This window comes from Microbacterium gallinarum, assembly GCF_014837165.1.
Classification (GTDB): Bacteria; Actinomycetota; Actinomycetes; order Actinomycetales; family Microbacteriaceae; genus Microbacterium; species Microbacterium gallinarum.
This window is the reverse complement of the sequence record NZ_JACSPM010000001.1, coordinates 378,837-400,612: the sequence shown is the minus strand read 5'-3', so window position 1 is coordinate 400,612 and position 21,776 is coordinate 378,837. Positions and strand designations below refer to the sequence as shown.

General features: G+C 70.2%; 20 protein-coding genes and 1 riboswitch. Of the genes, 6 read left to right on the top strand and 14 right to left on the bottom strand.

Annotation, left to right across the window (positions count from 1 at the left end; all coding sequences use genetic code 11):
* Positions 1-63: 63 nt before the first annotated feature.
* Together H9622_RS01835 and H9622_RS01830 are read right to left on the bottom strand one after the other, a co-directional pair.
* The gene (locus tag H9622_RS01835) at positions 64-540 is read right to left on the bottom strand and encodes a MarR family winged helix-turn-helix transcriptional regulator (RefSeq protein WP_225221522.1); all 477 of its coding nucleotides are present in this window, start codon (positions 538-540) and stop codon (positions 64-66) included.
* An 11-nt stretch (positions 541-551) separates the two neighbouring features.
* Positions 552-2,303: an MDR family MFS transporter gene (locus H9622_RS01830; protein WP_191763694.1), complete on the bottom strand. Its 1,752-nt coding sequence runs from the start codon at positions 2,301-2,303 to the stop codon at positions 552-554.
* Positions 2,304-2,465: 162 nt separating this feature from the next.
* On the opposite strand from H9622_RS01830, the gene H9622_RS01825 reads away from it, so the two are divergent.
* The gene (locus tag H9622_RS01825) at positions 2,466-2,969 is read left to right on the top strand and encodes a 2'-5' RNA ligase family protein (protein ID WP_191763692.1); all 504 of its coding nucleotides are present in this window, start codon (positions 2,466-2,468) and stop codon (positions 2,967-2,969) included.
* A 24-nt stretch (positions 2,970-2,993) separates the two neighbouring features.
* On the opposite strand, the gene H9622_RS01820 is transcribed toward H9622_RS01825, so the two are convergent.
* Together H9622_RS01820 and H9622_RS01815 are read right to left on the bottom strand one after the other, a co-directional pair.
* Positions 2,994-3,656 (bottom strand): YqaJ viral recombinase family protein, encoded by a 663-nt coding sequence (locus H9622_RS01820; protein ID WP_191763690.1) that lies wholly within the window; start codon positions 3,654-3,656, stop codon positions 2,994-2,996.
* Between the two features lie 63 nt (positions 3,657-3,719).
* The gene (locus tag H9622_RS01815; RefSeq protein WP_191763688.1) at positions 3,720-5,156 is read right to left on the bottom strand and encodes an XRE family transcriptional regulator; all 1,437 of its coding nucleotides are present in this window, start codon (positions 5,154-5,156) and stop codon (positions 3,720-3,722) included.
* A gap of 123 nt (positions 5,157-5,279) precedes the next feature.
* Between H9622_RS01815 and H9622_RS01810 the strand changes: the two genes are divergently transcribed.
* Positions 5,280-7,163 (top strand): phosphoenolpyruvate carboxykinase (GTP), encoded by a 1,884-nt coding sequence (locus H9622_RS01810; RefSeq protein WP_191763686.1) that lies wholly within the window; start codon positions 5,280-5,282, stop codon positions 7,161-7,163.
* A 77-nt stretch (positions 7,164-7,240) separates the two neighbouring features.
* On the opposite strand, the gene H9622_RS01805 is transcribed toward H9622_RS01810, so the two are convergent.
* Positions 7,241-9,208, bottom strand: coding sequence for an ABC transporter ATP-binding protein (locus H9622_RS01805; protein WP_191763684.1), 1,968 nt, complete (start codon positions 9,206-9,208; stop codon positions 7,241-7,243).
* 26 nt (positions 9,209-9,234) lie between these two features.
* A complete protein-coding gene (locus H9622_RS01800; RefSeq protein WP_241112440.1) occupies positions 9,235-9,450 on the bottom strand; it encodes an AsnC family protein in 216 nt (71 codons plus the stop codon).
* Between the two features lie 228 nt (positions 9,451-9,678).
* Between H9622_RS01800 and H9622_RS01795 the strand changes: the two genes are divergently transcribed.
* From H9622_RS01795 to H9622_RS01785, 3 genes are read left to right on the top strand one after another with little or no spacing between them, the layout of a single operon-like run.
* Positions 9,679-10,620 (top strand): ABC transporter ATP-binding protein, encoded by a 942-nt coding sequence (locus H9622_RS01795; protein ID WP_191763682.1) that lies wholly within the window; start codon positions 9,679-9,681, stop codon positions 10,618-10,620.
* 32 nt (positions 10,621-10,652) lie between these two features.
* Positions 10,653-11,537 (top strand): ABC transporter permease, encoded by an 885-nt coding sequence (locus H9622_RS01790; protein ID WP_191763680.1) that lies wholly within the window; start codon positions 10,653-10,655, stop codon positions 11,535-11,537.
* A gap of 8 nt (positions 11,538-11,545) precedes the next feature.
* A complete protein-coding gene (locus tag H9622_RS01785) occupies positions 11,546-12,355 on the top strand; it encodes an ABC transporter permease (protein WP_191763678.1) in 810 nt (269 codons plus the stop codon).
* A gap of 10 nt (positions 12,356-12,365) precedes the next feature.
* Here the strand turns inward: H9622_RS01785 and H9622_RS01780 are convergent, their stop codons facing one another.
* The 8 genes from H9622_RS01780 to H9622_RS01745 form a co-directional block, all read right to left on the bottom strand.
* Entirely contained in the window at positions 12,366-12,893 is a 528-nt protein-coding gene (locus H9622_RS01780) for a hypothetical protein (RefSeq protein ID WP_191763676.1), read from the bottom strand.
* 131 nt (positions 12,894-13,024) lie between these two features.
* Positions 13,025-14,482, bottom strand: coding sequence for an MFS transporter (locus tag H9622_RS01775; protein ID WP_191763674.1), 1,458 nt, complete (start codon positions 14,480-14,482; stop codon positions 13,025-13,027).
* A 243-nt stretch (positions 14,483-14,725) separates the two neighbouring features.
* The gene (locus H9622_RS01770) at positions 14,726-15,079 is read right to left on the bottom strand and encodes a Fe-S protein (protein ID WP_191763672.1); all 354 of its coding nucleotides are present in this window, start codon (positions 15,077-15,079) and stop codon (positions 14,726-14,728) included.
* A 139-nt stretch (positions 15,080-15,218) separates the two neighbouring features.
* Positions 15,219-15,698, bottom strand: a complete 480-nt coding sequence (gene ribH / locus H9622_RS01765) for a 6,7-dimethyl-8-ribityllumazine synthase (RefSeq protein ID WP_191763670.1) — start codon at positions 15,696-15,698, stop codon at positions 15,219-15,221.
* On the bottom strand, positions 15,695-16,975 hold the full coding sequence (gene ribA / locus H9622_RS01760; RefSeq protein ID WP_191763668.1) for a GTP cyclohydrolase II: 1,281 nt from the start codon (positions 16,973-16,975) through the stop codon (positions 15,695-15,697). Before ribA ends, ribH begins: the two co-directional genes overlap by 4 nt.
* A complete protein-coding gene (locus tag H9622_RS01755; protein WP_191763666.1) occupies positions 16,972-17,658 on the bottom strand; it encodes a riboflavin synthase in 687 nt (228 codons plus the stop codon). Before H9622_RS01755 ends, ribA begins: the two co-directional genes overlap by 4 nt.
* On the bottom strand, positions 17,658-18,683 hold the full coding sequence (gene ribD, locus H9622_RS01750) for a bifunctional diaminohydroxyphosphoribosylaminopyrimidine deaminase/5-amino-6-(5-phosphoribosylamino)uracil reductase RibD (RefSeq protein WP_191763664.1): 1,026 nt from the start codon (positions 18,681-18,683) through the stop codon (positions 17,658-17,660). The genes H9622_RS01755 and ribD overlap by 1 nt, the downstream gene beginning before the upstream one ends.
* 64 nt (positions 18,684-18,747) lie before the next feature.
* Positions 18,748-18,909, bottom strand: a riboswitch (FMN riboswitch).
* A gap of 76 nt (positions 18,910-18,985) precedes the next feature.
* Positions 18,986-19,963, bottom strand: coding sequence for a sugar-binding transcriptional regulator (locus tag H9622_RS01745; RefSeq protein ID WP_191763662.1), 978 nt, complete (start codon positions 19,961-19,963; stop codon positions 18,986-18,988).
* A 70-nt stretch (positions 19,964-20,033) separates the two neighbouring features.
* Between H9622_RS01745 and H9622_RS01740 the strand changes: the two genes are divergently transcribed.
* On the top strand, positions 20,034-21,755 hold the full coding sequence (locus H9622_RS01740) for a glycerol-3-phosphate dehydrogenase/oxidase (RefSeq protein WP_404802841.1): 1,722 nt from the start codon (positions 20,034-20,036) through the stop codon (positions 21,753-21,755).
* Positions 21,756-21,776: the final 21 nt, after the last annotated feature.

Sequence of the window (21,776 nt, the reverse complement as noted above, 5' to 3'; positions counted from 1 at the left end):
GCGAGATTGTCTCGCCCGTGTTACGCGGGTGCTACCACGCCGAGAAACCCCGCCGAGACGATGTCAGGATGCGGGCGACTCGTCGGGCGTCTCGCCCGCCGTCAGCGCGTGCAGCAGACGCGACAGGTTGCGGATGTCGTCGAGATCCCACGCCTCGAGCGCGGCCATGAGCGACCGCTCCTGCGGCGCCCGCGCCTCGGCGAGACGCGTCAGACCCTCGGCAGTAGGCGAGAGCAGGCTCGAGCGCCCGTCGTCGGGGTCGGGCGTGCGCTGGATGAGGCCGAGCTGCTCGAGCTCGCGGACTGTCCGGCTGATCTGGCCTTTGTCGGCCATGAGGCTCTCCGCGAGCGCTGACAGCGTGATCGACTCGCGGCGCACGATCGTCGTGAACACCTTGTATGCCCCGGGAAGCATGCCGGGGCTGACGCGGCTCGCGTTCTCGGAGATGAATCGCCGGAACCGGTTGATCAGCTCGCCGAACTCCGCCTCGAGGGCGCGCACGGCCTCGGTGCGCGCCTCTCGGGTCTCGTCGTCGGTCATCGTGATCGACATTAGCGGCGGCGGGCGGATGCCTCGTCCGCGGGCGCCTCGGTGTTCTCTGCCGGGCCGCGGGTCGCGGCATCCGTCCTCTCCTCTGCTGCCGTCGCCTCCAGAGCCGACATGCCCTCCGCCGTCGTGATCGTGGCGAGGTCTGCCTCGCTCGCCGCCGCGCGCTCGCTGGTGGTCATGCGGTTCAGCGGGATGTTGGGCAGGAAGACGATCGCGATGAGGCTGATCACGGCCAGCGGAACGGCGATGAGGAACGAGTGGGCGATCGCCTGTGCGTAGATGTCCTCGACGATCACGCGGATCGACTCGGGCAGTGCCGACACCTGCGGGATGGTGCCCGACTGGAGCTGCTCCGCGATGGCCGCGCCCTTCTCGCCGAGCTTCGCGATGGCGGCGCCGATCTCTTCCTTGCGCACGCCGAAGAGGTCGGTGGCCGACGTCGCGAGGGCCGCGCCCATGACCGAGACGCCCACCGTGCCGCCGAGGCTGCGGAAGAACGCGACTCCCGAGCTGGCGACGCCGATCTCACTGGGCTTCGAGGTGTTCTGCACGATGAGCACCAGGTTCTGCATCGTCATGCCGACGCCCGAGCCGAGCAGGAACATGTAGAGCGACACGAGCGCGAAGTGGGTGTCGTAGTGGATCGTCGACAGCAGGTACGACCCGGCGATCAGCAGAACGCCGCCGACGATGAGGTACGGCTTCCAGTGGCCGTGACGGGTGACGAGACCGCCGATGACGATGGAGGCGATCAGCAGGCCCGCGATCATCGGAATGGTCATGAGGCCGGCCTCGGTGGGGGTCGCGCCGCGTGCGAGCTGCATGTACTGGCTGAGGTAGACCGACGTGCCGAACATCGCGATGCCGATCGAGATCGACGCGATCACGGCGAGCGTGAAGGTGCGGTCGCGGAACAGGGTCAGCGGGATGAGCGGCTCCTTCGAGCGCAGCTCGACGATGACGAAGGCGACTGCGGCCAGGAGGGCGCCGCCGACCATGAGGATCGTCTCGGTGCTCCACCAGCCGTAGTCCGAGCCGGCGTTGGTGACCCAGATGAGCACCAGTGAGACGGCGGTCGACAGCAGCACGATGCCGAAGTAGTCGATGCGCGCCCTGGTCTTCGGGCGAGCGGGCAGGTGCAGCGTGCGCTGGAGCATGATGAGCGCGGCGACCGCGAACGGCACGGCGATGTAGAAGTTCCAGCGCCAGTCGATCGTGTCGGTGATGAAGCCGCCGAGCAGGGGCCCGCCGACGGTCGCGACAGCCATGACGGCGCCGAAGAGGCCCATGTAGCGGCCGCGCTCACGCGGGCTGATGATGTCGGCCATGATGATCTGGCTGAGCGCTGCGAGACCGCCCGCGCCGATGCCCTGCACCGCGCGGAACGCGATGAGCGTACCCGGGTCCTGCGAGAATCCGGCGGCCGCCGTGGCCACGACGAAGATCACGATCGAGAGCTGGATGAGCAGCTTGCGATTGAAGAGATCGGCGAGCTTCCCCCAGATCGGTGTCGAGATCGCCGTGGTCAGCAGCGTGGCGGTGACGACCCAGGTGAACGCCGCCTGGTCGCCGCCCAGGTCGTGGACGATGACGGGGAGCGAGGTCGAGACGACCGTCGATGCCAGCATCGACACGAACATGCCGAGCAGCAGGCCCGTGAGCGCCTGCAGGATGCGGCGGTGCCGGCGCGCATCGTCGGCGTCAGGTGCGCCGGGGGCGGTGGCGACCGATCCGGTCGCGGCGGAAGCTGCCATGGAGAGTCCTTCTTGTGGAGCGGAAGAGGCGGAAGTGGGCGCGGCGGGCGGCCGCGAATGGTTGACAGAGGTCAACAGTTGATAAGAGTCAACTATAGACTGAATCGTTGACAAGCGTCAACTATTCCCTGGCGTGTGAGACGGGACGGAGAGGATGGGAGCATGTTCAGCGTCGAGTTGGTTCCGGATGCCGCGATCGAGGCCGCCGTCCGCGATGACTGGGCGCGACTGGAGCGTGCGGAACTGCCGAACTCGGGTCGCAACCCGTCCCCGAGCAACCGTCCTCACATCACGCTGGCGGTCCGCGACGAGCTCGTGGCCGGGGTCGTCCGCGGGGCGGAGGAGCGCCTGCCGCTGCCGCTCGAACTGAGCGGGATCCTGCTCTTCCCTCGACGGCGCGGGGTCGTCGTGGCGCGGCACGTGGTCGTGTCCGGCGCGCTCCTGGCGCTTCATCGGGAGATCGCAGACCGGCTGGGCGCACCACCCCCGCGGTACGCCAACACATCCGTCGGCCGCTGGACGCCGCATGTCACCCTGGCGCGCAGCGTTCCGTCCGCCGACGTGGCGTCGGTGCTCGCCACGATCGAGGCCGGGCACGTCGTCGGCGAGGCGGTCGGTCTGCGCGTGTGGGATGCCGCGGCCAGGACGATCACGACCCTGCGCTGAGATGCGGGCGAAGCGCCGGCGGCGCTAGTCGGCCAGAGCGAGGGCGCGGAACGGCTGTCGCGGAGCCGGGGGCTGCGGCATCCGTTCTCCCACCGGAGGGCGCGTCGTGGTCGTGCGGTGGTAGAGCTCGTCGATGAGGGCCGTCGCCAGCTTCACCAGCTTGGCGATCTCCGCCTCGTCGCGGTCGACCCAGGCGCACCGCGGCTCGTCGTCGACGGGCACGAAGCCGTCGTGCTGCTCCCACGCGACGAGGGTGCGCTCTGCGCCGAGCACATGCTGCTGCCACCAGACCTGACGAAGATACGAGCGGGGGATGCTGCGCCACGGCTTGTTCGTCGTCTTGATCTCGCTGAGGGTGACGCGCCCGCCCGCGTCGACGCCGATGCCGTCGGGCGTCGCGAGGTGACGCTTCTCGACCACCGCGTGGAACAGCGCCGACGACGGCCGGATGCCGTGCGTCGCCGCGACCCACGCCGCGATCTCGGGCTCGCGCGCGCGCCCGTGGGCGGTGTAGGCGTTGCCCGAGAAACCCGACCCCATCAGCTTGGCGTCGGCGGCGCGCGCGATGGCCCGCTCGGAGGTCAGGGCCGCGACATCCGTCGCCGTGATTCCGCGCGATCGCGCCCGAACCCAGGCCACCCGGTCGCGGGAGTCCGCGACGATGCGGGCGGCGAGTTCCGGGGTCACCACTCGAGGCTACGCCGCCGGCGCGACATCCGCCGCCACGACCCGCGTCTCAGACGACGCCGGTCAGGCGTGGCGCTCGAGGAACGCGTAGACCTCGTTGTCGTCGACGCCGGGGAACGTGCCGCGGGGGAGCGGCGAGAACATCTGCATGTGCACGCGCGCGCTCGGCCAGGCTTTGCCGGCCCAGCGCTCGGCGACGTCGGCGGCGGGCCTGCGGCAGCACGACTCGTCGGGGCAGGTCGACGTCGCCCGCTTCTGCGTCTCGCGGCCGCGGAACCACCGGGCGTCATCGAACGGGACGCCGACGGTGATCGAGAACTCGCCCTCGGACGTGGTGCCGGTCTGCGTGGAGCACCAGTAGGTGCCTGCCGGGGTGTCGGTGTACTGGTAGTGCTCGGTCGTGCGGTTCTGCTCCGAGAACGCCGCCCGTGCCGAGAACCTGCGGCACGCGATCTGCCCGTCGACGGCGCCCGTGACGTCGGCCGGCAGGGGCAGGTCGTCGTTCTCGTACACGCGCGTGATGGCGCCCGAACCGTCGACGCGGAGGAAGTGCAGCCGGATGCCGAGGTGCTGCGTCGCGAGGTTGGTCAGGCGCATGCCCGCCGCCTCGTGGGTCACACCGAACGCGTCGCGGAAGTCCTCGACCGCCAGGTTGCGGTCCTTCTTCGCCTGCTGAAGGAACGCGACCGACGCCGTCTCGGGCATGAGGCAGCACGCCGCGTAGTAGTTGATCTCGAGGCGCTGCTGCAGGAAGTCGGCGTAGTCGGTGGGGCGCTTGTGACCGAGCAGGCGGTGAGCCATCGCCTGCAGCGCCATCGAGCGCAGACCGTGGCCGCCGGGGATGGATGCCGGTGGAAGGTAGATGCGGCCGTGCTCGAGGTCGGTGACCGAGCGCGCCGAATGGGGGAGATCGTTCACATAGATCAGCTCGAAGCCGAGCTTCTCGGCCATGATGCTGACAGTGCGATGCGTGAGGGCGCCCGACACGTGCCCGGCGGCCTTGAGCTGCTTCTCGGCGAGCTTCTCGATGTCGGGGCGGTAGTTGTCGAGGTCGCGCATCTTGAGGCGCAGCTCGGTGTTCGCGCGACGCGCCTCCTCGGGAGTCGCGATCGCTTCGCGCTCGCGACGCTGCAGCTCGCGGTGGAGGCCGAGGATCGACTCGATCGTGTCGTCTGCCATGCCCTTGGAGACCTTCACCGGCGCGATGCCGAGCTGACGGAACACCGAGCTCGCCTGCGCGCGCTCCAGCTCGATCTCGAGCGCGGCCCGCCGGTTCGGGGGCTCGGTCGACAGCAGATCGCCGACCTCGACGCCGGTCGCCGTGGCGATCGCCTGAAGCAGGGAGAGCTTGGGCTCGCGCTTGCCGTTCTCGATCAAGCTGAGCTGACTGCCGGCGACGCCGACGCGCTCGCCCAGCTCATCGAGTGTGAAGCCGTGCGAGATGCGCTGATGACGGATGCGGTGGCCCAGGGTCGACAGTTCGAGAGCGCTAGGGGGCATTCCTTGATGATAGCGAAAGAATCGTAAGTCTTGACGCGACCAACGGCGCGAAGACGTCATGCAATGCAACGAAAGTAGAGGAAGACCTCAGTTCTGAACGTCTCATCGAAGAGGAGCGACCCCATGGCCCTTGCCGACATCTTCACCCGGCCCGAAGGTTCGAGCGCCGCACGCCCTGATGCTGTGAGCCGCACCTACGGTCAGCTGCCCACCATCCAGGGGCCGGGAATGGCCGAGCTGGTGGCGTGGGTGGACGAGATCACTGCGCTGACCAAGCCCGACCGGGTTCACTGGGTCGACGGCAGCCGCGCCGAGAACGACACGCTCCTGCGCGAGATGGTCGATGAAGGCAAGCTGATCAAGCTCAACCCCGAGTGGCGGCCGGGCTCGTACCTGGCGCGGTCGCACCCCAGCGACGTCGCCCGCACCGAGGCGCGCACCTTCATCGCCTCGGAGCGCGAGGAGGACGCGGGTCCCACGAACAACTGGGCGGCCCCCGACGAGATCCGTGCGACCATCACCCCGCTGTTCGACGGGTCGATGCGTGGTCGGACGATGTACGTCGTCCCCTTCTCGATGGGCGCCGTCGGCGGCCCGCTCTCGCACATCGGCGTGCAGATCACCGACAGCGCGTACGCCGTCGCCTCGATCGAGATCATGACGCGTGTCGGCACCGAGGTGCTCCGCGAGATCGCCGGCGGGGCTCCGTGGGTGAAGACCGTCCACTCGGTCGGCGCCCCGCTCGAAGCCGGCGAGGCCGATGTCGCGTGGCCGTGCAACGACGAGAAGTACATCGTCCACTTCCCCGACACGCTCGAGGTGTGGTCGTACGGCTCCGGCTACGGCGGCAACGCGATCCTGGCCAAGAAGTGCTTCGCGCTGCGCATCGCCTCGGTGATCGGCCGCAACGAGGGCTGGCTCGCCGAGCACATGCTGCTCATCCGCGTCATCGATCCGGCCGGCCGCGCGTACCACCTGGCCGCGGCGTTCCCGTCGGCGTGCGGCAAGACCAATCTCGCGATGCTGCGTCCGACGATCCCCGGCTGGCGCGTCGAGACGCTCGGCGACGACATCGCATGGCTGCGTCCCGGAGAGGACGGCCGCCTGTGGGCCATCAACCCCGAGGCCGGCTTCTTCGGTGTCGCGCCGGGAACCGGCGAGTCGACCAACGTCACCGCGGTCGAGACGCTGTGGGGCAACACGATCTTCACCAACGTCGCGCTCCGCCCGGACGGCGACGTGTGGTGGGAGGGACTCACCGACGAGGCGCCGGCCGAGCTCATCGACTGGGAGGGCAACCCCTGGACGCCGGCATCCGGTCGCCCCGCCGCCCACCCGAACTCGCGCTTCACCGTCGCGGCGGCCCAGTGCCCGCAGATCGCCCCCGACTGGGACGCGCCCGAGGGCGTGCCCCTCGACGCGATCCTCTTCGGCGGTCGCCGCGCCACGAACGTGCCGCTCGTCGTCGAAGCCACCGACTGGACGCACGGCGTCTTCCTCGGCTCCAACATCTCGTCCGAGCGCACCGCGGCCGCTGAAGGCACCGTCGGCGAGCTGCGGCGCGACCCGTTCGCGATGCTGCCGTTCTGCGGCTACAACATGGCGGACTACTTCGGCCACTGGCTGAAGGTCGGGCAGAAGCTGCGCTTCGACCGCGCTCCGCGGATCTTCCAGGTCAACTGGTTCCGCAAGGGAACGGACGGCCGGTTCCTGTGGCCGGGCTTCGGCGACAACTCGCGCGTCATCGACTGGATCATCCGTCGCCTCGACAACGAGGTGGGTGCCGTCGAGAGCCCGATCGGCCGCCTGCCGCGCCCCGAGGACCTCGACCTCGACGGCATCGACGTGCCGCAGGCCGACCTCGACGAGCTGTTCGCGATCGACCCCGCCCTGTGGCTGCACGAGGCCGACCTGACCGAGGAGTTCTACCGCACGTTCGACGGCCGAGTGCCGGCGCCGCTGTGGGCCGAGCTCGCCGCACTGCGGTACCGCCTGCAACGCGCCTGAGCGGTCTTGGAGGATGCCCCGGTCCCGCGCCTGTGCGGCGGGCCGGGGCATCCGCCTGTCCGGGAGCCCGAGTCAGGTCACACCAGGAGCTGGTGCTTCGCGAGGTCGCGGTAGAGCGGTGTCGAGGCGACGAGCTCGGAGTGCGTGCCCTCTCCCACCACGCGGCCGTGCTCCATCACGACGATGTGGTCGCTGTCCACGACGGTCGACAGCCGGTGCGCGATCACGATGAGCGTGCGGCCGGCGGCGACCGCGTCGATCGCCTCGCGCATGCGCTGCTCGTTCAGGCCGTCGAGCGACGAGGTCGATTCGTCGAGCAGCAGGATCGGCGGCGCGGCCAGCAGCGCGCGGGCGATCGCCAGGCGCTGGCGCTCGCCGCCCGACAGCATCACGCCGCTCTCGCCGACGGGAGCGTCCAGTCCCAGGGGATTGCGGTCGAGCACCTCGCCGAGGTTCACCGCGCGCAGCACCGCGTCGCACTCCTCGTCCGTCGCATCGGGCGAGGCGAGGCGCAGGTTGTCGCCGATGGTTCCGGCGAGGGTTGGCGCGTCCTGCTCCACGTAGCCGAGCCGGGCCCGCAGTTCCGTGCGGTCGAGGGCGCGCACGTCCGTCCCCTCGAGCAGGATCGCTCCGCCGGTCGGGTCGTAGAAGCGCTCGATGAGCGCCAGCGTCGTGCTCTTGCCCGCGCCCGATGGACCGACGAGCGCCACGCGGGCGCCGCGGGGCACCGAGAACGAGACCCCGCGCAGCACCTCGGCTGCGGCATCCGAGTCCTCCACTTCGTCGAGGGATGCGTCGTCGCGCACGATCGCGCGGGTATCGACGTGCGCGCTCTCGAGCACCGCGAGAGCCTCGGTCTCGGCTTCGCGGCGCGCGGCCACGACGGCCTCGGGGTAGCGGAAGCGCACGTCGCGGAACTCGATCGCCGGGGCGTCGGTGGGGGTCGCGGCATCCGGCGACCGCTCGATCGCGCGGGCGAGGGCTTCGTCGTCCTGCGACTCGGTGGGCAGGTCGAGCACCTCCTGGATGCGCCCCAGCGCGCCCAGCGCCTGGTTGACCGAGGTGATCGCGCCGAAGAACGAGCCGAGCGGCGCGATCAGCATGAAGAGGAACATGATGAAGGTCACGAGGCTGGCGATGCCGATCGCGCCGGACGCGACACGGTAGCCGCCGAGCCCGATGACGACCAGGAGCGAGACCTGGAGGGCGATGCCGGCGATCGGCACGACCAGCGCCGACACCTTCGCGATGCGCACGCCGACCCCGTAGGCCTCGGTCGCGCGCTCGGTGACCGCTGCGACCTCCCGCTCCGTCGCGCCCGCGGCGCGGACGGTGCGGATCGAGCCGACGGCGCGCTCCACACCGGACGCCAGTTCGCCGACCTTCTCCTGCTGCTCGGTGGAGGCGGTGCGGATGCGTCCGCTCAGCGCCGTGACCGCGAGCACCGAGACCCCGATCACGAGCACGATCAGCACCAGCAGTACCCAGTCGATGAGGGCCATCGCGATGAGGGCGCCGACGAAGAGCAGCGCGTTGCCGATCGCGTCGGCGAGCCCCTGGGTGAGCACCGCGTAGAGCAGCGTCGTGTCGCTGCCGACGCGCGAGACGAGGTCGCCCGTGCGGCGGGCGTCGAACTCGCTGACGGGCAGGTGGAAGATGCGCGCGATGAGCTGGCGTCGGCTCGAGTAGACGACGGCGGTGCCGGTGCGCTGCAGCAGGTAGTGCTGCCAGCCCGAGATGAGCGAGGCGGCGATGACGAATCCGACGAGGGCCCACAGCAGCATCCCGAGCGGGACGCTGTTCTGCACCCGCTCGATCACCAGGCCGACGAGCAGCGGCTGCGCGAGCATCGCCACCGCGCTCAGAACGCTCAGCACCGCGACCACGACGAGCGTGCGCTTGTGCTCGAAGAGGAACGGGAGCAGCTGGCCGAAGGTCGCGCGCGGGCCGTCGTCCTTCGCCCGCCGGCCGCGTCCAGGTCGGCCACGGGTCGGTGCGGGAGTGGGTGCCGGGGCGGGCGCGTCGTCGGGTTCGGCGGAGGGCATGGCGGTACCTCGTTCGTGCGTGGGGGTCACCTTCGACCGTACTTCCTGTGGACGGCCTGCTTCGTCACGCCCAGGGCGCCGGCGATCGCCTGCCAGGAGTAGCCCAGGTTGCGGGCCTTGCGCACCTGCACCTCTTCGGCGCGGGCCAGCTCGCGGCGCACGTCGGCGAGCCGGTGCAGCTCGGCGATGGGCTCGCGCTCGGGAGCCGAGCCGATGAGGATGCGCAGGTCGTCGCCGCTCACGGGTCTCCTTCGGGGAGGGATGCCTCGAGAGCGGGCATCCCTCGTCAACAATAGTTGACGAGCCGGAGGGGTGTCAACAAACGTTGACGCCTGCGGTGGTGCGGCGGGCTGCGCGTGCCACCGTCAGGAGACACGCCGAACCGGTCCCCGTGCGGCGCGCGACGGTCGGCGCGCCGCCTGACTGTGGACCCGTGTGTGCGTGTCCGCGCGCGGGGTTAGGGTTGTCCGGTGCCTGCCCCCGTGATCGATGCGAAGAACCTCGTCAAGGCCTACAAGGTCAAAGGAAAGCCCGACTTCCTGGCCGTCGACGGCCTGTCGTTCGAGGTTGCTCCCGGCGAGTCGTTCGGCCTCCTCGGGCCCAACGGCGCGGGCAAGTCCACGACGATGAAGATGATCGGCGCCGTGTCGACGCGCACCGACGGCGACCTGTCGATCCTCGGGCTCGACCCCGACCGCTACGGGCCCGAGATCCGGTCCCGGCTCGGCGTCGTGCCGCAGCAGGACAACCTCGACGGCGAGCTCAACGCGCGCGAGAACCTCTACATCTACGGCCGGTACTTCGGCCTGCCCGGCAAGGTGTGCGCGCAGAAGGCCGACGAGCTGCTCGCCTTCGCCGCGCTCGAAGACAAGGCGAAGAGCAAGGTCGACGCGCTCTCGGGCGGCATGAAGCGACGCCTGACGATCGCGCGCGGCCTGATCAACGACCCGCGCATCCTGCTGCTCGACGAGCCGACCACGGGCCTCGACCCGCAGGCCCGACACGTGCTGTGGGACCGCCTGTTCCGGCTCAAGGAGCGCGGCACCACGCTCGTGCTGACGACCCACTACATGGACGAGGCCGAGCAGCTCTGCGACCGCCTGATCGTGGTCGACAAGGGCCGCATCATGGCCGAGGGCACGCCGGCCTCGCTCATCCGCGACCACTCCAGCCGCGAAGTGCTCGAGGTGCGCTTCGGCTCCGACCGCAACGAGCAGGTCGCCCCGCAGCTGCAGGGCATCGGCGACCGCGTCGAGGTGCTGCCCGACCGGGTGCTCGTCTACGCGAGCGACGGCGAGGCGGCGCTCGAGCAGGTCACCCAGCGCGGATTGCATCCCGTCACGAGTCTCGTGCGCCGCTCGAGCCTCGAAGACGTCTTCCTGCGCCTCACCGGACGGTCGCTGATCGAATGAGCGGCGCGCTACCTCCGAATCACGGCGAGCGGATGCCGCAGCCGCCGCACACCGCTGTCGAGACCGATGCGGGCCTCAACGAGCTTCGCGCCGAAGCGATGGAGTGGGGTCGCAAGCCCCGCGGCCTCGGCACGTTCTACGTCACCGAGCACATGGTGCGTGCGATGCGCGCCTACGGCTGGACGATCATCATCGGCGCGCTCGGCCAGCCGGTGCTGTACCTGCTCGGCCTGGCTGTGGGCCTCGCAGCCCTGATCGACGCGCCGATCGACGTCGGCGGGCAACAGGTGCCGTACCTGGTCTTCGTGGCGCCGGCTCTGCTCATGACGTCCGCCGTCGCGGTGGCCTCCGAGGAGTTCACCTATCCGGTCATGGCCGGGTTCAAGTGGCGCCGTTACTTCTACGGCTTCAACGCCTCGCCGCTGTCATCGGGGCAGATCGCCAACGGCGTCGTCACCGGCGCCGCCGCCCGCATGGCCGTGACGGTGGTGCTCTACTTCCTCTTCATCGTGCTGTTCTTCGCGTGGCTGCAGCCCGAGGCGACGCGCCCCGGCACCGCGTGGCTGGCGATCTTCATCGCGCTGTTCGGTGGGCTCTCGTTCGGCACGCCGCTGCTGGCGTATGCCGCGTCGATCGAAGACGACAAGGGTCAGTTCGCCCTCGTGCAGCGCTTCGTCTTCATGCCGATGTTCCTCTTCTCGGGCACGTTCTATCCGCTCAGTGCCCTGCCTGACTGGCTCGAGTGGATCGGCTGGATCTCACCGCTGTGGCACGCCACCGAGCTCGGCCGGGTAGTGACCTACGGCCAGCCGTCACCGCCCATCCTGATCGTCGTGCACGTGGTCTACCTGCTTGCCCTCGCGATCGGCGGGCTCGTCGTCGGCCGTCGGCTGTTCGAACGGAGGCTGGCCAAGTGAGCGCGGTGATGACCGAGGCACCCATCCGGGCCGGCGGCGTGCGTGCGCTGTGGGCGGGCAACCCGCACTCCGTGGTGCAGCGCGGTCTCATCGCAGCGCGCTCCTCCAGCTGGATCGTCGTGCTCTCGGGGTTCTTCGAGCCGGTGTTCTACCTCGCGTCGATGGGCATCGGACTGGGCTCGATCATCGGAGACGTCGAGACGTCGAGCGGCGCGCAGGTCTCGTATGCGGCGTTCATCGCCCCGGCGCTGCTGGCCGTCTCGGCGATGAACGGCGCGATCTACGACTCGACCTGGAACGTCTTCTTCAAGCTGAACTACGGCAAGCTCTACGAGGGCATGCTGGCGACGTCTCTCGGCCCGCTCGACGTGGCGCTGGGCGAGATCATGTACGCACTCCTGCGCGGTCTGCTGTACGCGACAGGCTTCATGATCATCATGCAGATCCTCGGGCTCAACCTCGCGTGGACGGCGATCCTGGCGATCCCCGCCGTGCTCCTCATCGCGTTCGGCTTCGCGAGTCTCGGCATGGCGGTGACGAGCTACATGAAGACGTTCCAGCACATGGACTGGATCAACTTCGTGCTGCTGCCGATGTTCCTGTTCTCGGCGACGCTGTACCCCATCTCGGTCTACCCCGAGTGGATCCAGCACGTCATCATGGCGTTCCCGCTGTGGCACGGCGTCGAGCTCGTGCGCGGTCTCACGACGGGCATCCTCATGCCCGACATGTGGTGGCACGTGCTCTACTTCGTCGTCATGATCGGCATCGGGCTGGTCTTCACCACGAAGCGGCTTCGCGCGCTCTTCTTGGACTGATCCCCGGGGCTCACCCGGGAGTGCACTGCGGCCCGTCGGTGTCGAAGCCTACGGCGCCGAAGATTCCGACACGATAGCCGCCGCCGCCGTGGTGCTCGATGCGGATGCTGCCGAGCAGCGCACCGTCCTCGGCGATCGGCTCGACGACCACCGTGTCGTAGCGGGCTGCTCCTGCCTCGGCATCCGGCAGGGCCTCGAGCCCGGCGCGAAGCGTGCGTACGGCGATGCGGGCGGCCGTGCGGTCGATGTCGCCCGGCCGCTGAGGTCCGGCCACCAGCGCCTGCTCGTGCCAGTCGAGCTGCTCCTGTATTGCACCGGCCCGAGTGGAGGGTCCGGGAGAGCCGTCCCACTCGATGACGACGCCATGGCTGCACTCGTCGGAGGGGACGCGCGTGGAGAGGGGCGTCGGGTCGGCGGGGTCCGGACTGCGCTCGGTCGACGTCGGATTCGACGGGGTGCACGCGGCCATCAGCGCGACCAGCAGCGTCGCGCCCGCGACGATCGGCACGGGCTTCACCCGCCGTCGACGGTCCGTCACTCCGAGCAGGCTTCCCACACTCCCTTTGTGTCCGGCCGGGTGCGTTCGTCTCGCGCGGACGGAGAATGAGGGATGCCGCGGGCACAGGCCCACGGCATCCCTCATTCACGAATCGTGGTGGGCGACGCCGCCTACAGCGAGCCGGTCTCGCCGAGACCGAGGTTGTCGTCGTAGTCGACGTCCTTGGTCTCCTTCGAGAGCGCCAGGGCGATGATCGTCAGCACGGCGGACCCCGTGAGGTACACGCCCACGAGCCAGGGCTGACCCCCGGTCGCCGCCCACAGGGCGACGGCGACGATCGGCGCGAGCGCGGCGCCGAGGATCGACGACACGTTGTACGAGATCGCCGAACCGGTGTAGCGGACGTTCGTGGGGAACAGCTCGGGCAGGATCGCGCCCATCGGCCCGAAGGTGGCGCCCATGAGCATGAAGCCGAAGATCAGGAAGGCCTGCACGAGGGCTCCGGTGAACATCGGGTCGAGCTGCGGGAGTAGGAACACGTTGAAGGTGAGGCCGAAGAGCGCGATGGCGGCCGTCACCCACAGCAGGAGCTTGCGGCGTCCGATCGCGTCGGCGACCGGTCCCGAGAGCAGCGTGAAGATGCCGAAGAACACCACGCCGATGATCTGCATGATGACGAAGTCGGTGTAGCCGAAGCCCAGTCCGGGCACATAGGTCGCGGCGTCGAACGGTGTGCCGGCGGCTTCCGCCGCCGTGCGCGCCGTCTCGGTCGCCGCCTTGGTGCCGTACGACAGGGTGAAGCTCGTCATCAGGTAGAAGAGCACGTACGTCGCCAGCATGATGAACGTGCCGAGGATGAGCTGCCACCAGTGCTTGCGGATCGTCTCGCCGAGCGGGAACTTGCGGATCGCGCCCTTCGCCTCGGCCTTGGTGAACGTCTCGGACTCGACGAGGCGCAGACGCACCCACAGGCCGATGATGACCATGACGGCCGAGAACAGGAACGGCACGCGCCAGCCCCACGCGAGGAAGGCCTCGGAGCGCTGCGCGGGGCCATCCGGGTGGGGGAGGGCGAAGTTGATCAGCAGGAAGATCGTGTTGGCGATGATGAAGCCGAGCGGGGCGCCGAGCTGCGGGAACGTGCCGTACCACGCGCGCTTGCCGGCTGGTGCGTTCTCGGTGGCGACGAGTGCCGCACCGGACCATTCGCCACCCAGGGCGAAGCCCTGCGCGAGCCGGAGGATGAGCAGCATGAGTGCCGCCCAGAGGCCGATGTCGTTGAACGTGGGCAGGAACCCGATGAGGAAGGTCGCGATGCCCATCGTGAGCAGCGAGGCCACCAGCGTCGCCTTGCGGCCGAACTTGTCGCCGAAGTGCCCGAAGACCACGGCACCGAGGGGACGGGCGACCATGGCGGCGCCGAAGACGCCGAACGAGGCGAGCAGGGCGGTCGTCTCGTTGCCGGTGGGGAAGAACAGGATCGGGAAGACCAGCACGGCGGCGGTGGCGTAGACGTAGAAGTCGTAGAACTCGATCGTCGTGCCGACCAGGCTCGCGGTGATGACGCGCGAGCGGGGATTCGCGGGGACGGTCGTGGGGGAGGGTGCGGATGCAGTGGGGGAAGACATTCAGTACCTGTGGGGCGCGAAGCGGAGCATCCTCGTGGGACGAGTGGTGGGCAGCCGCTCGACGCAGGGTGACGCGTCAGGCGGCACTGCACTGGGTCACCGGGAGCCGAGGCTGATCACCTGACTACGGAGAACAACCCTAACCCCGGTGCGTCGGTGCGAGGCGCGGCTACTGGAGGAAGGCGGAGAGCGGATGCCGCCGCCGGGCCGCGGCATCCGCTCGATCGCTCTTCGGCTTCCGGCTCAGCGCCAGAGCACGGCGATCGCGGCGTTGGCGAGCGTGAGCAGGCCGATCGACCAGAAGACCGCCGGCGGCACCGAGCCGCTCTTGCGCTGGCGCCCGGCGCCGATGCCGAGCAGAGCGCCGATGACCAGCAGGATGACGAGCTTCACGCCGATCTTGGTGTAGTTCAGGTCGTAGTCGATGCCCCACGGCGCGGCCAGGATGAGCCCGGCGACGCCGGCGATCGCGAGACCCCAGTGCATCAGGCGCGTGATGCCGCGGTGCCCGCTGACGAGTTCGACGACCCACGCTCCGAAGAGGATCGCGAACCCGACGAGGTGGAACAGCAGGACGAGGTGGCGAAGGAACTCCATGGACGTCACGGTATGCCCGTGGCGCCGTCACCGCCAGCAAGGCGCGCCTCACCGGGGCTGACCGGCCCGCTCACCGGACGTATCGATGGACGCCGGCGAAGGGGGCAGGTCAGTCCGCTGCGCCGCCGAAGCCGGCCGGTCAGCGCGCGCGCAGCTCGCGGAGCACCAGAGCGGTGCGGATCGCCGCATCCGCCGCTTCGTGGCCCTTGTCCTCCTCGGAGTCGGCGAAGCCGGCGCGCGCGATGCCCTGGGCCTCGTCGTCGAGCGTGAGCACGCCGAAGCCGACCGGCTTGCCAGTGTCGAGCGCGACGCGGGTCAGGCCGTCGGTCGCCGCCGACGACACGAACTCGAAGTGAGGCGTACCGCCGCGGATGATCACGCCGAGCGCGACGACCGCGTCGGCCCCGGCCTCGAGCGCGGTCTTGGCGGCGACGGGCAGCTCGAACGAACCGGGGACGCGCACCAGGCGCCACGTCGCTCCGGCGGCGTCGAGGGCGCGCTCGGCGCCGGCGATGAGGCCGTCGGTGATCACGTCGTGCCACGTTCCCGCGATCACGACGACGTCGAGACCGGAGGCGTCGACGGTCTCGACGGTCTGGGGAGCGCCCTTGCCGCTCATCGCTCTGCTCCTTCGTGCATCTGCGCGAGCGCGTCGGCGAGGTCGCCCTCGTCGATCAGGTGGCCCATCCGGTCGCGCTTGGTCTCGAGGTACTGGTGGTTGTTCGGTCCGACGCCCACGAGCAGCGGCACCTGCTCCACGATGTCGAGACCGAACTCGCGCAGCTGCTTCACCTTGTCGGCGTTGTTCGTGAGGAGGCGGACCTTGTCGACCCCGAGGTCGGCGAGGATGCCGGCGGCGGCCGCGTAGTCGCGCGCGTCGGCGGGCAGTCCGAGCGCGAGGTTGGCGTCGACGGTGTCGAGGCCGCGCTCCTGCAGCGAGTAGGCGCGCAGCTTGTTGATGAGGCCGATGCCGCGGCCTTCGTGGCCGCGCATATAGACGACCACGCCGCCGTCCTGCTCGATGGCGTCGAGCGCGGCGTCGAGCTGAGGGCCGCACTCGCACTTGAGCGAGCCGAACGCCTCTCCGGTCAGGCACTCCGAGTGCACGCGCACGAGCGGTGCGTCGCCCAGCTCGCCCGACACCACGGCGAGGTGGTCGGTGCCGGTGACCCGATCCTTGTACGCGAGGAACCGGAACTCGCCGTGCGAGGTCGGCACGAGGGCCTCGGCGCGCAGGCTCACGCGCCGCTTATGAGCGGCGTGTGCCTGGGAGGCGGGATCGAGCGGCTCGTGCTCGTTGAGGTAGGCGATGAGCTGCTCGATCGTGATGACGGGCACGCCGTCTCGTGCGCCGAGCTCCTGCAGCCCGGGCAGCCGCATCATGGAGCCGTCCTCGGCCACGACCTCGGCGATCGCGCCCACCGGCTGCACCCCGGCGAGGCGCATGAGCTCGACGGCCGCCTCGGTGTGGCCGCCGCGCTCGCGCACGCCGCCATCCACCGCGCGCAGCGGCAGGATGTGGCCGGGGCGGATGACGCTCGTCGGGCCGGACTCCGGGTTCGCGAGAACGTTCAGCGTGTGGGCGCGGTCGGAGGCGCTGATGCCGGTCGACACGCGATCGGCGGCATCCACGCTCACGGTGTAGGCCGTCGAGCGGGCGTCCTGGTTGACCTCGACCATCGGCGGAAGGTCCAGGCGGTCGGCCCAGTCGGCCGGCATCGGCGCGCAGATGAACCCGCTGGACCAGCGCACGGTCCACGCCAGCCACTCGGGCGTCGCGAGCTCGGCGGAGAGGACGACGTCGCCCTCGTTCTCGCGATTCTCATCGTCGGCGACGATGACGGGCTTGCCGGCGCGGATAGCGTCCAGCGCCTCGGGAATGGTGGAAAGGCTCACTTCGAGCCTCCTTCCGTGGGTGCGGCGGTGGCCGCGGGGTACTCGGGGACTGCGGGAGCGGCCGAAGCCGCGGAAGCGAACGCGTGCAGGCGCTGCACGTGGCGCGCGAGGATGTCGGTCTCGAGGTTGACGCGGTCGCCGATGACCCGGCGGCCGAGCGTCGTCGCCTCGAGGGTCTCGGGGATGAGCGAGACCTCGAACCAGTGGATGCCGTCGGCCGGTGCCGCAGGACTGGCGGCGCTCACCGTCAGCGAGACGCCGTCCACGGCGATCGAGCCCTTGTCGACGACGAGCGGGGCGAGGTGGGCGGGGAGCGCGATGCGCAGGACGCGCCACTGCGCGCCCGGACGGACCTCGAGCACCTCGCCGGTGCCGTCGATGTGGCCCTGCACGATGTGGCCGCCGAGGCGGCCGTGCGCGACGGTCGCGCGCTCGAGGTTGACGGGGCGCCCGGCGTCGACCCCGAGCAGTGTCGACATGTCGAGCGTCTGGCGCATGACGTCGGCGGTGAACCAGTCGGGTCCCTGGCCGACGACGGTGAGGCACACGCCGCTCACCGAGATGGAGTCGCCGTGCGCGGCATCCGACACCGCCTTCGGCGCACGGATCGTGAGACGCACCCCGTCGCCCGAGGCCTCGACCGCGGTGACCTCGCCGATCTCCTCGACGATTCCGGTGAACATCAGCTGACTCCTTCTGTGGCAGGGGCGGCGACGACCAGCAGATCGTCGCCGAGCGTCTCGACGCCGCGCACCGTGAGGCGGCGCGCTTCGCCGATGGTTGTGACGCCCACGTCGCGCAGGGCGAGCATGTCGCCGCCGATCAGCGCGGGGGCGATGTAGACGAGGAACTCGTCGGCGAAGCCGGCGCGCACGAACGACGCCGCGACGGCGGGGCCGCCCTCGACGAAGACGCGGTGCACGCCGCGCCTGCGCAGGTCGTCGAGCGCGGCGGCGATGTCTCCCGGGTACTGGACGAAGGGGAGCGGATGCTGTCGCACGGCCGCACCTTCGGGTACGGAGCGTTCGCCGAGCACGACCGGCATCGGCTGATGCGCGAGCAGGGAGCCGTCGACGTCGCGGGCGGTGAGAGCTGGATCGTCGGCGAGCAGCGTGCCCGTGCCGACGACGATGGCATCGGCCGCAGCGCGACGCCGGTGCACGTCGGCGCGCGCGGCCGGTCCGGTGATCCACTTGCTCGTGCCGTCGGCTGCCGCAGCGCGGCCGTCGAGGCTCTGCGCCCACTTGACCGTGACGTGCGGTCGACCGAGGCGCTGGACGGTGAGCCACGAGTCGAGCAGCGCGTGCGCGTCGTCGGCGAGCACGCCGGACTCGACCACGACGCCCGCGTCGCGCAGGCGCCGCGCACCCCCGGACGAGACGTCGTTGGGGTCGTCGATGGCGTAGACCACGCGGGCGACGCCCGCGGCGATGAGCGCCTCCGCGCAGGGGCCGGTGCGGCCGGTGTGGTTGCAGGGCTCGAGCGTGACGATCGCGGTCGCCCCGGTCGCGTCGCCGGGCGAGAGGTGCGAGAGCGCGTCGACCTCGGCGTGCGGCGTGCCGGCGCCGCGGTGCCAGCCCTCGGCGAGGATCTCGCCGGCGGGGGAGAGGATCACAGCGCCGACCTGCGGGTTGATCCCGCGCGGGCCGCGACGGGCGACGTCGAGCGCCAGACGCATCGCGTCGTGCTCAGCCGGTGTCGCCGTCATCCGTGTCCTCCGTGTCGGTCGCGGTGATCCGGGGCACGGGAGACCGGCGACGCGCATGGCGTCGCCCGTGCTGCCTCCCATCCGGACTAGCGACAGATACCTGTCGCATCACCGTCGGTTCCGGATTTCCACCGGATCAGCCGTGGCGGCACCCATTCGGATGCTGATGCCGCGGCTCGCGGACTGTCACCGCCGGTTCGGATTCTCACCGACCCCGGAGCACGTTGATGCTCTCGAGTCTACTCAACGTCCCCGACGCGAGTTCATTCCATGTGTTCGCATGAAACGCTCCGTCACGCGGGTCACTCGGTCAGCGCGCGTGCGACCGCCTCGTCGACGACGAGGTCGGTCGCGAGGCCGGCCGCGAGGGCGCCCTGCAGGCTCGCGAGCTTGGAGACCCCCGATACGACGCAGAGTCGTCGCGGCACCGCGCGCAGCACATCGAACCGGGGTCCGGTGGCGCGTTCGTTGAGCGGGATGCCGTCGCTCGAGCCGTCAGCACGGAAGAAGACCGTCGCCACATCGCCGACGACGCCTTCGGCTTCGAGCGACGAGAGCTCCTGCGCCTCGAGGTACCCGCCCGAGTAGACGTGGCTGGGCACACGCGAGTCGGCGGAGCCGGTGCTGAACACCACGAGGTCCATGGCCGCCTGCATCGCCAGAATGCGCCGCGTGCTGCGCTCCCGCCACATCGCGCTCTTCGTGCGCGGGTCGTCGAAGAACGCCGGCACCGGGAACTGCTGCGCACTGCCGCCGTACGCGGCTGCGAACCGGCTCAGGATCTCGCTCGCGTAGAGAAGGCCCGTCGTGTGCGTGTTGCCCGACCCGTTCAGCTGCACGAACGTCGTGCCGTGCGCCGGCTTCGGCGCGAGACGCCGGCTGATCGCGGCCGTCGTCGACCCCCACGCGACGCCGATCGTCATGCCCTCGCCGACGAGGTCTCCCAGCAGGTGGGCCGCGGCGACGGACACGCGTTCGAGACGCTCCACCTCATTCGCGTCGTCGGGCACCGGCACGACGTGGGCGGCCACGCCGAACCGCTCGGCCAGGTTCTCCTCGAGCAGCTGCGGCGCCGCGAACGGGGAGCGGATGCGGATGTCGACGATGCCGGTCGCGCGCGCCTGCGTGAGCAGCCGCGACACCGTTGATCGCGAGGTGCCCAGTTCGCGCGCGATCGCCTCCATCGTGCGGTCCTGCACGTAGTAGAGGTGGGCCGCGGTCAGTGCCCGCTGGATCGCGCGTGCGTCGAGGAGCTCTTCCACGCGCCCATCCTTGCACATATGTGCATACGGCCTGCAAGGACGTCCAGAGATGCGATCATGGACAGACGCCGGACGAACACAACGGGGGATGACGATGGGCTCACGCACCGCACCAGGATTCGACGCACTGGCCAAGCGCCCCTACGCCGACGTCCTGATCGTCGGCGGGGGCATCAACGGGCTCGCCACCTTCCGCGACCTCGCGATGCAGGGCGTCGACGTCGCCCTCGTCGAGCGCGACGACTTCATCAGCGGGGCGTCGGCGGCGTCATCGCACATGATCCACGGCGGCATCCGCTACCTCGAGAACGGCGAGTTCCGGCTGGTGCACGAGGCCGTCACCGAGCGGAACGCGCTGCTGCGCATCGCCCCGCACTACGTCCGTCCACTGCAGACCACCATCCCGATCTTCTCGACGTTCTCGGGCGTGCTCAGCGCGCCGCTGCGGTTCCTGCGGCACGGCGGGGGCGCGCACACCGAGCGCGGCGCCGCGCTGATCAAGATCGGGCTCGTGATCTACGACTCCTTCTCGCGCGGCGGCGGACGCGTGCCGCGCCACGCGTTCCGCGGTCGCAAGCGCTCGCTGCAGGAGCTGCCGGCGCTCAACCCCGACGTGAAGTACACCGCGACGTACTGGGACGCCTCGCTCCACGACCCCGAGCGGCTCGCCATCGACGTGCTCCGTGACGGGCGCAGGGCGGGCGGCGACCAGGCGCGCGCCGCGAACTACACCGCCGCGGTGGGCGTCCAGGACGGCCGCGTCGTGCTGCGCGACATGGTGTCGGGCGAAGACCTGCCGTTCGCGGCATCCGTCGTCATCAACGCGTCCGGACCGTGGACCGACCTCACGAACCTCGCCCTCGGCGACCCCACGAGCTACATGGGCGGAACCAAGGGCTCGCACATCGTGCTGGACAACCCTGAACTGCTCGCGGCGACCGGCGGGCGCGAGCTGTTCTTCGAGAACGCCGACGGCCGCATCGTGCTGATCTACCCGCTCAAGGGTCGCGTGCTCGTCGGCACCACCGACCTCGAGCACCACATGGGCGACCCGATCGTGTGCACCGAGGACGAGGTCGACTACTTCGTCGACCTCATCGGCCAGGTGCTGCCCGCGATCGGGGTCGACCGCTCGCAGATCGTGTACCGCTTCTCGGGAGTGCGTCCGCTGCCCGGCCACGGCGACCTCGCCCCCGGATTCGTGTCGCGCGACTACCGCGTCGAGGCGGCTCCGCTGGTGGGAGGGGATGCCACGGTGCTGAGCCTCGTCGGCGGCAAGTGGACCACATTCCGTGCCTCGGCCGAGCACCTCGCCGACCGCGCACTCGAGTTGCTGGCACGCCCGCGCCGGCGGTCGACCAAGGGTGTCGCCATCGGCGGCGGCAGCGGCTTCCCGACCACCGAGCGCGCCCGGCAGCAGTGGATCGCCGGGCATGCTGACGGGCTGCCCCCCGCGCGCGTCGCCACGCTGCTCGATCGGTACGGCACGGTGGCGGCGGACCTCGTCGCGGCGATCATCGACGACGCGGACGACGTCGCGCTCGTGCACACCCCGGGCTACAGCAGCGCCGAGCTGCGGCACCTCGCGTTGACGGAGGACGCCGTGCACCTCGACGACCTGCTCATGCGGCGCACGAGCATCGCCTTCGTGGGCGGCGCGACCGAGGACGCCGTCGGCGAGATCGCCGCAGTCGTCGCGCCGGTGCTCGGGTGGGATGCCGCGCACACGGCGGCGGAGGTCGAGCGTGCGATCGCGAAGGTGCACGCGGCCGACCCGTCGTGGGCCGAGGCATCCGCCACCTCGCGATAATCTGACCGCAGCCGGACGCAC